Origin of the sequence: Streptomyces sp. NPDC002730 (assembly GCF_042888805.1) — a bacterium.
In the GTDB taxonomy this organism is placed as follows: Bacteria; Actinomycetota; Actinomycetes; order Streptomycetales; family Streptomycetaceae; genus Streptomyces.
This window is the reverse complement of the sequence record NZ_JBIAQG010000007.1, coordinates 379912-393958: the sequence shown is the minus strand read 5'-3', so window position 1 is coordinate 393958 and position 14047 is coordinate 379912. Positions and strand designations below refer to the sequence as shown.

Sequence of the window (14047 nt, the reverse complement as noted above, 5' to 3'; positions counted from 1 at the left end):
CGCTCAGCTGATCTTGACCGGATTGACGATGTCGGCGACCAGCACGAGCAGCGTGAAGCAGATGAAGATTCCCGCCACGACGTACGCGACCGGCATCAGCTTGGCCACGTCGAAGGGACCGGGGTCGGGACGCCGGAACACCTTCGCGATGCTGCGGCGTACGGACTCCCAGAGCGCGCCTGCGATATGCCCGCCGTCCAGCGGCAGCAGCGGCAGCATGTTGAACAGGAACAGCGAGAGGTTGAAGGTGGCGAGCAGCATCAGGAAGGTCGCGATGATGCTCTGCGTCGGGACATCCAGGTTCAGCACCTCACCGCTGATGCGCGCCGCGCCGACGACACCCACCGGGGAGTCGGCCTTGCGCTCGCCGTCGCTGAAGGCCGCGTTCCACAGGTCGGGGATCTTGGACGGCAGCGCGACGATCGAATCGACGCTGTTCTCGATCATGTCGCCCATGCGGTTCACGGAATCGCCGAAGGAGAGCGGCTGGATCTCGGTCTGCGCGGCGAAGCCGAGATAGCCGGCTGCGATGTACTTGCCGGGAACGACCTGTCCCTGCGCGTCCTTCTTGGCGACCATGTTCTTGGCGAGCGTGGCCTTGAGCACCTGCTGCCGGCCGTCCCGCACGACGGTGATGGTGGCGGGGCCGATCGTCTCGCGGATGTGGTTCGACAGCTCGGACCAGTCGGCGACGGGCGCTCCGTTGAAGGCGACGATCTTGTCGCCCTTCTTCAGGCCCGCGGCCTGGGCGGGCGAGACCGGGTCGCCCTTCCGGCACTTGTCGCGGTCCTCGCTCTGCGAGATGACGCACTGCTGGACCCCGGCGACCTGGGTGGTCTGGGTGGCGAAGCCGAAGGACATCGACACCCCGAGGAAGATCGCGACGGCGAGGACCAGGTTCATGAACGGTCCCGCGAACATCACGATGACGCGCTTCCACGGCTTGCGCGTGTAGAAGAGCCGGTTCTCGTCGCCGGGCTTCAGCTCCTCGAAGGCCGCCGAGCGGGCGTCCTCGATCATCCCGCGCCAGGGCGAGGTGGACCGTGCCTCGATCCGGCCGTCCTCCCCCGGCGGGAACATCCCGATCATGCGGATGTAGCCACCCATGGGGATGGCCTTGATGCCGTACTCCGTCTCGCCCTTGTTCCGGGACCAGACGGTCGGTCCGAAGCCGACCATGTACTGGGGCACGCGGATACCGAAGAGCTTGGCCGTCGACAGATGGCCCAGCTCGTGCCAGGCGATCGAGACCATCAGTCCCACAGCAAAAAGAGCTATGCCGAGGACCGTCAACAGAATCGTCATGCGCGAGCCTCCGCTGTCGCCTTCACTGCCAGTTCCCGGGCCCTCGCCCGGGCCCAGGTCTCCGCTTCCAGGACGTCTGCCACCGTAAGTGAGGTTCCCGAGGCGGGAACGCCGTGCTCGGCGACGACTCCGGTGACCGTATCCATGATTCCGTTGAACGGCAGCCGTCCGGCGAGGAATGCGTCCACGCACTCCTCATTCGCGGCATTGAACACCGCCGGGGCCGTTCCGCCCAGCTCCCCCACCTGCCGGGCGAGTCCCACCGAGGGGAAGGCCTCGGTGTCGAGGGGGAAGAACTCCCAGCTCGAAGCCTTGGTCCAGTCGAAGGCGGGGGCGGCGTCGGGCACCCGCTGGGGCCAGCCGATGCCGAGGGCGATCGGGCCGCGCATATCGGGCGGGGTGGCCTGGGCGATGGTCGAGCCGTCCGTGAACTCCACCATGGAGTGAACGTAGGACTGGGGGTGTACGACGACCTCGATGCGGTCGAAGGGGATGTCGTAGAGAAGATGCGCCTCGATGACCTCGAGCCCCTTGTTGACGAGTGTGGCGCTGTTCACCGTGATCACCGGGCCCATGGCCCAGGTGGGGTGGGCGAGGGCGTCCTCGGGGGTGACATCTGCCAGCTCGGCGCGCGTACGGCCACGGAACGGCCCGCCGGAGGCCGTCACCACCAGCTTGCGTACGTCGGCTCTCGTCCCGGCCGCCAGCGCCTGGAAGAGGGCGGCGTGCTCGGAGTCGACCGGGATGATCTGGCCGGGCTTGGCGAGGGCCTTGACCAGCGGCCCGCCGACGATGAGCGACTCCTTGTTGGCGAGGGCGAGCGTCCGGCCGGCTTCGAGGGCGGCGAGGGTGGGGGCGAGACCGATGGATCCGGTGATGCCGTTGAGCACGGTGTGGCAGGCGGAGGCGGCGAGCTGGGTGGCGGCGTCGGGTCCGGCCAGGATCTCGGGCAGGGGCTCGGCCCCGTACTGCTCCGCGAGTGCCTCGCGCAGCGCGGGCACGGCGTCCTCGCGGGCCACCGCGACCGTGTCGACCCGCAACTGCCGTGCCTGCTCGGCGAGGAGTCCGACGCGGCCGCCGGCGGCGGAGAGCGCGGTGACACGGAAGCGGTCGGGGTTGCGCAGCACCAGGTCGATGGCCTGTGTGCCGATGGACCCGGTGGAGCCGAGGACGACGATGTCCCGGCGGCCTTCGGTCGCGTCGAAGACGAGATGCGGGTCGGCGAGGGGGGATGGGCTGTCGCTCATCCCCCTATTGTGGCCGTAACTCCTGTCCGACTGGACAGTGCGTCCCTACGCGCCGGTGTTCGAGCCCGCCCGGAACTTCTCCCACTGGGCCTTCATGACCTCTTCGGGCACTCCTCCGATGTCCTTGGTGCCGATGATCTCGGCGCGGAAGGAGAGCGTGGTGGAGCCTGAGCGGACGACGGTCAGGTACTCGTAGAGCTTCAGCTTCCCCTTCACATCGAGGATGGTGAAGCGGAACGCCTTCGCCTCGTCCCCGAAGGCGGGCGCCTTGGCGGGCTCCACCTTGAGGTACTTGGCCATCGCGATGGCGCGTTCTTCGGTGAACCCGCCGGCGCACCGGGTCCCCGCGGTGCCGAGGGCCTTCATGACGGCGGCGGCCTCGCCGTTCGCGTACGAGCGCAGTTGTACGGCGACGCTGAGCCCGGCCAGCTCGTCGGGCACGTCGACCTGGCGGTTGACCTCGGCGGCCGGGTCGTGGCTGGTGGCGCCCTTGGCGAGGCTGACGAGGGGCTGACAGGTGGCGGGATCGGCGGTGTAGTCCTCGCCGAGCGGCGCCCCGAGGGTGAACTCGGAGGCGGTGTAGCTGCCGACCTTCTCGCCGTCGGTGAAGGAGGCGGCCCTGAGCTGGGCCTCGGTGAGGGCTTTGGGGGCGGAGGCGGTGGGTTTGCCGTCGGCCTTCTTCTCCTTGCCCTTGTCGTCACCGCTGCCGCACGCGGCGACGCCGCTGAGCACGGCCGCTACAAGGAGGGCAGCTACCCGCCGCCGAACGCCCTGATTTCCCGCCCCGAACATCCCCGCCCCGATTCCGTGTTGACCGTGATCAAGGGTCGATTGTCGGGCACGGGGACCGGTGCGGTCGAGAAGGTTCCAGAAGTGCGTGGTGACGCCGAAGCGCTCGCGCAGCCGCGCCATGTCCTAGGGACAGCACGACGGCAGCGGTCATCACACCGCGGACGTTGCTCCGGGGCGTCCGTGGACGCCCCGGAGTCTCTCAGCGGATCGGGCGGTGGACGTTGTCCCGTTCGGCCGGGCCCGGGGTCGCGTCCGCGATCCAGGGGCCCTCCCCGCTGGGATCGACGATGCCCTGTTCCAGCCAGGTGTACGTACCGGACAGGACGCCCTCCACCACCTTGCGGTCGAGGTCGTCGGTGTTGGACCACAGGCGGGTGAAGAGCTCCTCGACGCGGATGCGGGACTGCCGGCAGAAGACGTCGGCCAGCTGGTACGCCTCGCGGCCGTAATCCTCGGACGTACGCAGCAGTTCCGCGCGTACGCACGCCGCGCTCATCGCGAACAGCTCCGCGCCGATGTCGACGATCCTGCCGAGGAAGCCCTGCTTGGTCTCCATCCGGCCCTGCCAGCGGGACATGGCGTAGAAGGTGGAGCGGGCGAGCTTGCGGGACGAGCGTTCGACGTAGCGCAGGTGCCCGGAGAGGTCCGGATGGCCGGACGGGTGGAACTCGCTGTACGTACGCGGGAGTTGACCCCGTCCCGTGACCAGTTTCGGGAGCCAGCGAGCATAGAACCCGGCGGCGTTCGCGCCTGCCTTCGCCTTTGCGGACAGGGGTTTGTCGGGGTCGATGATGTCCCCGGCCACGGCGAGGTGAGCGTCGACGGCCTCGCGGGCGATCAGCAGATGCATGATCTCCGTCGAGCCCTCGAAGATGCGGTTGATGCGCAGGTCACGCAGGATCTGCTCGGCGGGGACGGCCCGTTCGCCGCGGGCCGCCAGCGAGTCCGCCGTCTCGAAACCGCGGCCGCCGCGGATCTGGACCAGCTCGTCGGCCATCAGCCAGCCCATCTCGGAGCCGTACAGCTTGGCCAGCGCCGCCTCGATACGGATGTCGTTGCGGTCCTCGTCGGCCATCTGCGAGGAGAGGTCGACCACAGCTTCCAGGGCGAAAGTGGTCGCCGCGATGAAGGAGATCTTGGCGCCGACGGCCTCGTGCCTGGCGACCGGCTTGCCCCACTGCTCGCGCGCCGACGACCATTCGCGGGCGATTTTCAGACACCATTTGCCGGCGCCGACGCACATCGCGGGCAGCGAGAGACGGCCGGTGTTGAGGGTGGTGAGGGCGATCTTGAGGCCGGCGCCCTCGGGGCCGATGCGGTTCGCGGCGGGGACGCGCACCTGGTGGAAGCGGGTGACGCCGTTCTCGAGGCCGCGCAGGCCCATGAAGGCGTTGCGGTTCTCGACCGTGATGCCCTCGCTCGCGGCCTCGACGACGAACGCGGTGATGCCGCCCTTGTGGCCGTCCGACTTGGGAACGCGGGCCATGACGACGAGGAGGTCGGCGACCACGCCGTTCGTCGTCCAGAGCTTCACACCGTCGAGGACGTACGAGTCGCCGTCCGGGACGGCCGTGGTGGCGAGGCGGGCCGGGTCGGAGCCGACATCCGGCTCGGTGAGCAGGAAGGCGGAGATGTCGGTACGGGCGAGGCGCGGCAGGAAGATGTCCTTCTGCTCCTGCGTGCCGAAAAGTTTCAGCGGCTGCGGTACGCCGATCGACTGATGCGCGGAGAGCAGCGCGCCGATCGCCGGGTTCGCCGAGCCGACCAGGGCCAGCGCCTTGTTGTAGTACACCTGGGTGAGGCCGAGCCCGCCGTACTTCGTGTCGATCTTCATGCCGAGCGCGCCGAGCTCCTTGAGCCCGTTGATCACCTCGTCCGGGATACGCGCCTCGCGTTCGATACGGGCGCCGTCGATCCGCGTCTCGCAGAAGTCGCGCAGCTTCGCCAGGAACTCCTCGCCACGCTGGGCGTCCTCGTCGGCGGGCATCGGGTGCGGGTGGATCAGGTCCAGGCGGAAACGGCCCAGGAACAGCTCCTTGGCGAAGCTGGGCTTGCGCCAGTCCTGTTCGCGCGCGGCCTCGGCGACCTGTCGTGCTTCGCGCTCACTGACCTTCGGAGCATGTGTCTTGTCGAGTGGTGCGGACATGAGGCTCACCTCGCCGCGAGTCGGGGACATCCAAGGGCATGGGCCGGGGCGAGATCGCCGTACCGACCGGTGCTACTCGTCCGTAGTACCCGATTCCTGCCCACTCCACCAGTGCGCACACAGCGGTGACTCCGTAACACAGAAAAACGGCCGGAGCCCCCGCACAGTGGGCTCCGGCCGTCGTCCTTGGCGTACGGGCTCTACAGGGCCAGACCGGTGAGGACCAGGACCCGCTCGTACGTGTAGTCGTCCATCGCGTACCGCACGCCCTCGCGGCCGACGCCGGACTGCTTGGCACCGCCGTACGGCATCTGGTCCGCGCGGTACGACGGCACATCACCGATGATCACGCCGCCGACCTCGAGGGCGCGGTGGGCGCGGAAGGCGGTCTGCACATCGTGCGTGAACACGCCTGCCTGCAGGCCGTACTTGGAGTCGTTGACGGCGGCGAAGGCCTCCGCCTCGCCGTCGACCTTCTTCACCGTGAGGACCGGTCCGAAGACCTCCTCGCAGGCGAGGGTGGTGTCCGCGGGGACGTCGGCGAGGACGGTGGGCGCGTACGAGGCACCGTCGCGCTTGCCGCCCGCGAGCAGCTTGGCGCCCGCCTCTACGGCCTCGTCGACCCAGGACTCGACGCGCTTGGCCGCGTCCTCGCTGACCAGCGGGCCGACGTCGGTGGCGGAGTCGGACGGGTCGCCGGTGACCTGGGTCTCGACGGCCGCGACGATCTTCGGCAGCAGGCGGTCGTACACCGAGGCGTCGGCGATCACGCGCTGCACGGAGATGCAGGACTGGCCGCCCTGGTAGTTGGAGAAGGTGGCGATACGGGTCGCCGCCCAGTCCAGGTCCTGCTCGCTCGCGAAGTCGCCGAGGACGACGGCCGCGCCGTTGCCGCCCAGCTCCAGGGTGCAGTGCTTGCGCGGCACCGAGTCCATGATCGCGTAACCGACCTTGTCGGAGCCGGTGAAGGAGATGACCGGCAGGCGCTCGTCCTGGACGAGGGCGGGCATCCGGTCGTTCGGGACCGGGAGCACGGACCAGGAGCCCGCGGGGAGCTCGGTCTCGGCCAGCAGCTCGCCGATGATCAGGCCGGACAGCGGCGTCGCCGGTGCGGGCTTGAGGATGATCGGTGCACCGACCGCGATCGCCGGGGCGATCTTGTGGGCGCAGAGGTTCAGCGGGAAGTTGAACGGCGCGATGCCGAGGACTGCGCCCTTGGGGAAGCGGCGGGTCAGCGCGAGCCGGCCGACGCCACCGGCGTCGGTGTCGAGGCGCTGTGCCTCGCCACCGTTGAAGCGGCGGGCCTCTTCGGCGGCGAAGCGGAAGACGGAGACGGCGCGGCCGACCTCACCGCGGGCCCACTTGACGGGCTTGCCGTTCTCGGCGGAGATCAGCTGGGCGATCTCCTCGGTGCGCTCGACGAGCCGGCGCGACACATGGTCGAGGGCGGCGGCGCGTGCGTGTGCCGGGGTCGCGGCGAACTCGTCCCGCACGGCGTGCGCGGCGGCGACGGCCTCCTCGATCTGGGCGTCGGTCGGGACAGCGACCTGACCGACGAGGCGTCCGTCCCAGGGGGAGGTGACATCGAAGGTGGCCTCGCCGGTGGCCTGGCGGCCGGCGAGCCAGAAGGCGTGGGTGGAGGTCATGTCCCGGCCCTTCCGAAGTAGATGTAAATGGGGGTGTGTCTGCCCCACGGTAGGGGCGGGAGGGCGGTCTGGCGTTTGTCCGGGGTGGAGTGGTGGGCGGGGCGGGTCCGCCGCTTTGGCGTGCGATGCGCTCAACCGGGGCTCCGCCCCGGACCCCGCGCCTCAAACGCCGACGAGGCTGAGTGCGGCTGGGCCGGCATTTCCAGCCCGTCCGGCGGTGGAAGACACGGCCGAAGGCCGTACGGGGTTGCGGGGGCGGCCCCCGGAGTTGCCTCAGCGGCGGCGTTCCGTCGACACGATCAGGCAGACGCCCGCCACCACGACCGCGCCGCCGACGGCGATCGGCCAGCTCAGCTGTTCGTTGAGGATGAGCGCGCCGAGGAGGACGGCGACGACCGGGTTGACGTACGCATAGGTCGCGACCAGGGACAGCGGCGCGGAGTGCAGCAGCCAGGCGTACGCCGTGAACGCGACGAGCGAGCCGAATACGACGAGATAGCCGAGGGCGGTCCAGGAACGGGCGGAGACCTCGCCGAGTACGAAGCCGTGCTGCTCGCCGCGGCCGAGTCCCACCAGCAGGCAGCCGATGCCGCCCGCGACCATCTCGTACGCACTGGCCGCGAAGGGGTTCTTCGGCATGGGGATCTTCGAGGAGGAGAAGGAGCCCACCGACCACATGACGGTCGCCGCGATGACGGTGAGAACGCCCCACAGGCGTACGTCGCCGCTGAGGCCGGGCAGGGTCAGCACGGCGAGGCCCGCCAGGCCGAGGAGGACGCCCAGGTACGCGCCGAGGCCGGGCCGCTCGCCGAAGGCCCTGCGCAGCACGACCACCCAGGCGGGCACGACGGCGATCAGCAGGGCGGCGAGCCCGGAGGGCACGGAGGTCTCGGCGAGCACGACGAGGCCGTTGCCGCCGAGCAGGAGCAGCAGCCCGACCACGGCGGCCGAGGCGAGCTGGACGCGGTTGACCTTGAGCGCCGAGGTCCCCTGCCGCCAGGCCACGAGCCCTGCGAGGATCAGGCCCGCCAGGATGAAGCGGCCTCCGGCGGAGAGGAACGGCGGCATGGTCTCGACGACGATGCGTATGCCGAGGTAGGTGGAGCCCCAGACGACGTACACGATGGCGAGCGCGCCCCAGACGGCTCCGGATGTCCGGCGCTCGGGCGGGGGTGCGACAGCGGTACCGACGGCGGAGGTGCCGGCCTCAGGAGTGCTGGAGTTGGTGGCCACGAGGCAGGACCTTAGGCAGTCCAGCGGTCAATCACCAATGCTTTTGCCCGACTTCGGGCACGAAAACGGAAAAACCCTGCGCCGGCCTGCTACTCGGCCGCGGTCGCCGATGTCGTCTTCAGCGCCAGCCACAGCTCCATCCGGACGTCCGGGTCGTCGAGCGAGCGGCCCAGGATCTCCTCGACCCTGCGCATCCGGTAGCGCAGCGTATGGCGGTGTACGCCGAGGTCGGCGGCGGCAGCGTCCCACTGGCCGTGGCGCGAGAGCCAGGCGCGCAGCGAGGCGACGAGGTCTCCGCGGCCGGTCGCGTCGTGTTCGTACAGCGCGCGCAGCATTCCGTCCGCGAAGGCGCGTACGGCGTCGTCGGCGAGCAGCGGGAGGATCGATCCTGCCGCCAGCTCCTCGTGCTCGACCAGGGCGCGGCCACGTCGCCGGGCGACCGAGAGCGCCTGCTCGGACTGTTTGTAGGCGCCCGCCGCCGCTATGGGTCCGGTCGGCGCCGAGAGGCCGACAACGACCTCGGCGTCCTCGGCCTCCTTGTCGGCGTAGGCGGAGGTGCACGCCGCGACGACCGCGCCGCCGTCCGCGGCCAGCACCACCAGCCGGTCGTCGCTGTCCGGTACCACGAGCACCGCCTCGCCGGCCCGCGCCGCCGCCGACTCCAGTGACTCGGCGAACGCGTGGAGCGGATGCTCGCTCGCGGGGTCCGGCTCTCCGGCGGGTTCGGCGATCACCAGCCGGAAGGGCGCGTCGAGCAGGCCGCCGTACAGGTCGCCGACGACCGCACGGGCGTGGTCCTGCTGGCCGGAGAGCAGCATCCGCAGCACGGCCGCGCCGAGTCGCTGTTCCGCCGCCTGGAGCGCGCGCGAGCGCTCCGTGGAGAGGGTCAGCAGGGCGACGGCGGAGTGCACGGCATACCGCTCGGCCGTGCCCAGCGGGGCGCCCGTGCCGACGGCCAGCGCGCCGCGCACCCGTCGGCCGCTGCCGAGCGACTGCAGCTCGACCCGGTCCTCCGTGTCGCCGACGACGGCGCTCGCGGGCGCGGACCGCTCGCGCAGCCGCTCCACGTCGCCGGTGAGCCTGGCGGCCCGGCGCGTGGCCCATTCGGGCGCGGCGGCGACGACCGCGCCGGAGGCGTCGTACAGCGCCGCCCAGCCGTCGATATGCGCGGCGAGACGGGCGACGACCGCGTCGGGGCCCTCGGCGAGGGCGGCGCGCGTCAACTCTCGCTGCGCCTCGAAACCGGCTGTCACCGCCCGGTACTGGTCGGCCGCGTTCGCCGCGGAGACCGCCTTGCTGATCGCGAGGAAGGGAGTGCGGCGTGGCACGGCGAGGAGCGGGAACCCCTCCTCCTTCGCCGCCTCGACGAGGGCCTCCGGGATGTCCTCGTAGTACACGCCGACCGCGAAACCGAGCCCGACGACGCCCGCGCCGACCAGTCTGCGCACATAGCGGCGCATCGCCTCAGGGTCCTCGGCGTCCAGCGTCATCGCCGTGACGAGCAGCAGCTCGCCGCCCTCCATGTACGGCACGGGGTCGGCGAGCTCACTGACATGCGCCCAGCGCACCGGCGTCTCGAGCCGGTCCTCCCCGGCACGCACGGTGAGTTTGAGCGCCGAGTGCTGGACAAGCGAGGCGAGCGTGGGCGGCATGGGGACCGTAGGCCCTTCGAGCAGAGGCGCAGAGGCAGAAGCGCGGAGGATTTCGCCGTCCCGTATGAACGGCGTACACCGATTCTGCCAGGGCGTAGCAGTTCCGGGAGCCGGTCAGGTGCGCAGATCCACCAGCAGGGGCGGCGCGTGTTCGCCTCGTACGGTCGTCAGCGAGAGCACCGCGTGCCCGGCGGGCACGGCGTGCGCGAGGTCGGACGCCGACCAGCGGGCGCGCTCGACCTCCCGCACCGTGATCGCCTCGGCGGTGGCCGCCTTGCCGGTGACCAGGCGCCGCATGATGTGCAGCGCCTTGGTGACGGGCTCGTCGGAGATGATCTGCCGGTTGGTGACGTCCCGGGTCTGCACCCATTCGGTGCCCCAGGTCTCGGCGAACCGGCCGCCGTCCCAGGGAGCGAGGCCGGCGAACGCCATCCGGCAGCCGACCGCACCGAGCAGCGGGCCGCGCAGCGGTTCCGGCACGTCCTCCAGGGTGCGCAGCGCCAGCACCACCCCGGCGTTGGCGGAGCGCAGCCGCTGGACCGAGCGCACCGAGTCGGCGGTCACGGTGTACGTCGCGTCGTCCAGCACCAGACAGGCGAAGAGCGACCTGTCCGAGCGGCTGAGCGCGGCCTCGGTGAACTGGGCGAGTACCAGGCGCGCGACGATCCGTGAGGCCTCGGCGTGGCCCCGCTCGGGCAGGTCGACACGGACCCGCAGCGGGTGCTCGATGGCGCGCAGCGAGAACTGCCGGCCGCCGCCGTCCGTACGGAAGAAGTGCGCGAACGCGGGCCGGTCCAGGAAGGCAATCCGCTCGGCGAGCAGTACGCCGATGTCGTCGGCGCGGGCCGACTGCCGCTCGCGGGCGTCCAGTTCACGCAGCTGGGCTGCGGCGCCGGGGTCGGTCCCGGTCTCCAGGGCGGTGCGCAGCGCGCCGATGGCGGCGGGTGCGCCGCCGAGGAGTTCGCGCAGCTCCGGAACGGCGGGGAAGTGGCCGTGGACGCACTGGTACGGCCCGATGAGCTGGGCCAGCGCGGTGGCGGCGCGCCTGCTGTCGCCGCCGGGAAGGGTGGCGGCGAGATCGCCGACGAGCGCCTCGGCGAGCATCCTGGCGGCCTCGTCGGGGTCGTCGGCGCCGCCGTAGAGGTCGAGGTCGTGGGTGGAGTCGGGGCGGCCGACGGCGATGACGAGGTCGAAGGCGTCGTCCGGGGCGAGGCCGGTGCCGTACGCCGTGACGGCGACGACGGCGGCGCGGTTGGCGAGCGCGAGCAGGCACATCGACTCGACGACGGGCCGCACCAGGCGCACGCTCTTGCCGGATCCGGAGGGCCCGACGGCGAGCAGCGAGGTGCCGAGCAGCGCGGGCTCCAGAGCCACGCCGGTGGTGCGGCGCGGATAGGGGTTGCGGACGTCGTCGACCGCGGTGCCGATCTTGACCTGCGCGGTGGCGAGATCGTGGGTGGCGGTACGGAGCGGCAGGTCGCGTACGCCTGAGGGGTGGGCGCAGGCGGCCGCGCCGTGCTCGCGCACCGTGTCGGTGAAGGCGGCGAGCCGCTCGGGCCTGGTGTGCACGCCCTGCCAGGCGCGCCGGATCCTGGCGTAGTCGACATCGCCGAGCGAACCGGCGCGGGTGGCCTCGGCGAGGCTCTTTGCCGCATCGATGAGGCCCGCGGTGCGCAGGTCGGGCCAGTCGGCGGGGTCGGCCTCGGGCCGGGGCGGCGGGGCGGTGACGGGCTTGTCGGCGCGGCGCACGTACCGGTTCCAGATCTCCGGTACATGGCCGATCCGGGCGAAGAACACCAGCAGGCCGCCGCCGACGATCGCGTAGTAGATGTAGCTGGCGGTGGCCCAGGTGGGCGGGTCGGAGCGCCAGGAGTCCGGGGTCAGTACGAGGAGGGGCCAGATCCAGTAGCGGCCGAGGTAACCGTTCCACAGGAGCGACCACAGCAGCCAGCCGCTGAGCAGCGCGATGACGGCGCCGGCGAAGAGACGGCGGGCGGGGACGAGCTCGGGCTCCTCGTCGGGGCGGGCGCGGTGGCCGAGGCGCCAGATGCCGGGGTCGGCGGCCGGGCGGGGGGTACGCAGCCAGTCGACGACTGCGGGGCGGGTGGTGGGAGCGTGACCGGGCAGCGCGGGGATCCCGGGCGCCGCGGCGGGCGGCACGGAGGGTGGCGGACCGGCGGGACGTGGCACCGGATCGGACCGTGCGCCGCGTGCGTCGAAAGTGCCTTCGGAATCCATGAACTGCTGCCCCCTGACCAGCCAGGCCCGCTCTGTGCACCGGCCAATCTAGTGCCCCACTGAGGGGAGTTCACCGATCCGGGTGGTGTCGCGGTGCCGGGACCCGGCAGGTACGGATGACCGAGCCACGGGTGTCCTTGTCCGTCGGGGACAACGGCTTGTGCTCAACACTCCCGAACGGAGCATGCCCGGCCCCCTTCCTCGCGCCTAGCCTGCGGAGAAAGAGAAGTTGCGTCCGGAACACCCCCAGGAGCCCCTCATGACCGCAATCCCGCAGGAGCGCCGCGTCGTCACCGCCATCCCCGGCCCGAAGTCGATCGAGCTGCAGGCCCGCCGTACCGCCGCGGTCGCCGGTGGTGTGGGGTCCGTGCTGCCCGTCTTCACCGCCCGCGCCGGCGGCGGTGTCATCGAGGACGTGGACGGCAACCGCCTCATCGACTTCGGTTCCGGCATCGCCGTGACCTCCGTCGGCGCCTCCGCCGAGGCCGTCGTACGCCGCGCCTCCGCGCAGCTCGCCGACTTCACCCACACCTGTTTCATGGTCACGCCCTACGAGGGCTACGTCGAGGTCGCCGAGGCTCTGGCCGAGCTGACGCCGGGTGACCACGCGAAGAAGTCGGCGCTGTTCAACTCCGGCGCCGAGGCCGTCGAGAACGCCGTCAAGATCGCGCGTGCCTACACCAAGCGCCAGGCGGTCGTGGTGTTCGACCACGGCTACCACGGCCGCACCAACCTGACGATGGCGCTGACCGCCAAGAACATGCCGTACAAGCAGGGCTTCGGGCCGTTCGCGCCCGAGGTGTACCGCGTCCCCGTCGCGTACGGCTACCGCTGGCTCACCGGTCCGGAGAACGCCGGCGCCGAGGCGTCCGCGCAGGCCATCGACATGATCAACAAGCAGATCGGCGCCGAGAACGTCGCCGCGATCATCATCGAGCCGGTCCTCGGCGAGGGCGGTTTCATCGAGCCGGCCAAGGGCTTCCTGCCGGCCATCTCGCAGTTCGCCAAGGACAACGGGATCGTGTTCGTGGCGGACGAGATCCAGTCCGGCTTCTGCCGGACCGGCCAGTGGTTCGCCTGTGAGGACGAGGGCATCGTCCCGGACCTGATCACCACCGCCAAGGGCATCGCGGGCGGTCTGCCGCTCGCCGCCGTGACGGGTCGCGCCGAGATCATGGACGCCCCGCACGCGGGCGGCCTCGGCGGTACCTACGGCGGTAACCCGGTGGCCTGCGCCGGTGCGCTCGGCGCCATCGAGACGATGAAGGAGCTCGACCTCAACGGCAAGGCCAAGCGCATCGAGGAGGTCATGAAGGGCCGCCTCACCGCGATTGCCGAGAAGTACGACATCATCGGCGACATCCGCGGCCGCGGCGCGATGATCGCGATCGAGCTGGTCACGGACCGCGCCACCAAGGAGCCGAACCCGGCCGCGACCGCCGCGCTCGCCAAGGCCTGCCACGCCGAGGGTCTGCTGGTGCTCACCTGCGGTACGTACGGCAATGTGCTGCGCTTCCTGCCCCCGCTGGTGATCGGTGAAGACCTGCTCAACGAGGGTCTGGACATCATCGAGCAGGCCTTCGCGGGCGTGTGACCAAGGGGAACGGTCGGGGCCTGTGAAGACTCTGTGGGGGGCCGATGGCGGGATGGAGATCCGCCTGTCGGTCCCCCCGCCCCTGCCGTACGGTTTTCGCAGATGAGAGAAACACCCCGCTCGCAGGGGACTGCGGGCGACTCCAGGGCGGAGCCTCCCCAGCCTCGCCTCGGACGTGCCCTCGCGCACACCAC

Annotated in this window: 9 protein-coding genes; 1 reads left to right on the top strand and 8 read right to left on the bottom strand. The window is 71.0% G+C overall.

Annotated features, from left to right (window positions below; all coding sequences use genetic code 11):
• Positions 1 to 3 precede the first annotated feature (3 nt).
• The 8 genes from ACFYXH_RS20500 to ACFYXH_RS20465 form a co-directional block, all read right to left on the bottom strand.
• Entirely contained in the window at positions 4 to 1305 is a 1302-nt protein-coding gene (locus tag ACFYXH_RS20500) for a M50 family metallopeptidase (protein ID WP_389564635.1), read from the bottom strand.
• Entirely contained in the window at positions 1302 to 2552 is a 1251-nt protein-coding gene (gene dxr / locus ACFYXH_RS20495) for a 1-deoxy-D-xylulose-5-phosphate reductoisomerase (protein ID WP_327326392.1), read from the bottom strand. Before dxr ends, ACFYXH_RS20500 begins: the two co-directional genes overlap by 4 nt.
• Positions 2553 to 2597: 45 nt before the next feature.
• A complete protein-coding gene (locus ACFYXH_RS20490) occupies positions 2598 to 3284 on the bottom strand; it encodes a hypothetical protein (protein WP_389564631.1) in 687 nt (228 codons plus the stop codon).
• Between the two features lie 259 nt (positions 3285 to 3543).
• Positions 3544 to 5490 (bottom strand): acyl-CoA dehydrogenase family protein, encoded by a 1947-nt coding sequence (locus ACFYXH_RS20485; RefSeq protein ID WP_389564628.1) that lies wholly within the window; start codon positions 5488 to 5490, stop codon positions 3544 to 3546.
• Positions 5491 to 5690: 200 nt separating this feature from the next.
• Positions 5691 to 7136, bottom strand: a complete 1446-nt coding sequence (locus tag ACFYXH_RS20480; RefSeq protein ID WP_389564624.1) for an aldehyde dehydrogenase family protein — start codon at positions 7134 to 7136, stop codon at positions 5691 to 5693.
• 273 nt (positions 7137 to 7409) lie between these two features.
• On the bottom strand, positions 7410 to 8369 hold the full coding sequence (locus ACFYXH_RS20475) for an EamA family transporter (RefSeq protein WP_389564621.1): 960 nt from the start codon (positions 8367 to 8369) through the stop codon (positions 7410 to 7412).
• Positions 8370 to 8458: 89 nt separating this feature from the next.
• Entirely contained in the window at positions 8459 to 10021 is a 1563-nt protein-coding gene (locus tag ACFYXH_RS20470) for a PucR family transcriptional regulator (protein WP_389564618.1), read from the bottom strand.
• A 114-nt stretch (positions 10022 to 10135) separates the two neighbouring features.
• Positions 10136 to 12259 (bottom strand): ATP-binding protein, encoded by a 2124-nt coding sequence (locus ACFYXH_RS20465; RefSeq protein WP_389564615.1) that lies wholly within the window; start codon positions 12257 to 12259, stop codon positions 10136 to 10138.
• Positions 12260 to 12518: 259 nt separating this feature from the next.
• Between ACFYXH_RS20465 and gabT the strand changes: the two genes are divergently transcribed.
• Entirely contained in the window at positions 12519 to 13853 is a 1335-nt protein-coding gene (gabT, locus tag ACFYXH_RS20460; protein WP_389564612.1) for a 4-aminobutyrate--2-oxoglutarate transaminase, read from the top strand.
• The last annotated feature ends 194 nt before the right edge of the window (positions 13854 to 14047 follow it).

Coding starts and splice junctions, on each gene's coding strand:
- ACFYXH_RS20465 (WP_389564615.1), bottom strand. CDS start 12,259: ATGGATTCCGAAGGCACTTTCGACGCACGCGGCGCACGGTCCGATCCG.
- ACFYXH_RS20500 (WP_389564635.1), bottom strand. CDS start 1,305: ATGACGATTCTGTTGACGGTCCTCGGCATAGCTCTTTTTGCTGTGGGA.
- ACFYXH_RS20470 (WP_389564618.1), bottom strand. CDS start 10,021: ATGCCGCCCACGCTCGCCTCGCTTGTCCAGCACTCGGCGCTCAAACTC.
- ACFYXH_RS20480 (WP_389564624.1), bottom strand. CDS start 7,136: ATGACCTCCACCCACGCCTTCTGGCTCGCCGGCCGCCAGGCCACCGGC.
- ACFYXH_RS20485 (WP_389564628.1), bottom strand. CDS start 5,490: ATGTCCGCACCACTCGACAAGACACATGCTCCGAAGGTCAGTGAGCGC.
- gabT (WP_389564612.1), top strand. CDS start 12,519: ATGACCGCAATCCCGCAGGAGCGCCGCGTCGTCACCGCCATCCCCGGC.
- dxr (WP_327326392.1), bottom strand. CDS start 2,552: ATGAGCGACAGCCCATCCCCCCTCGCCGACCCGCATCTCGTCTTCGAC.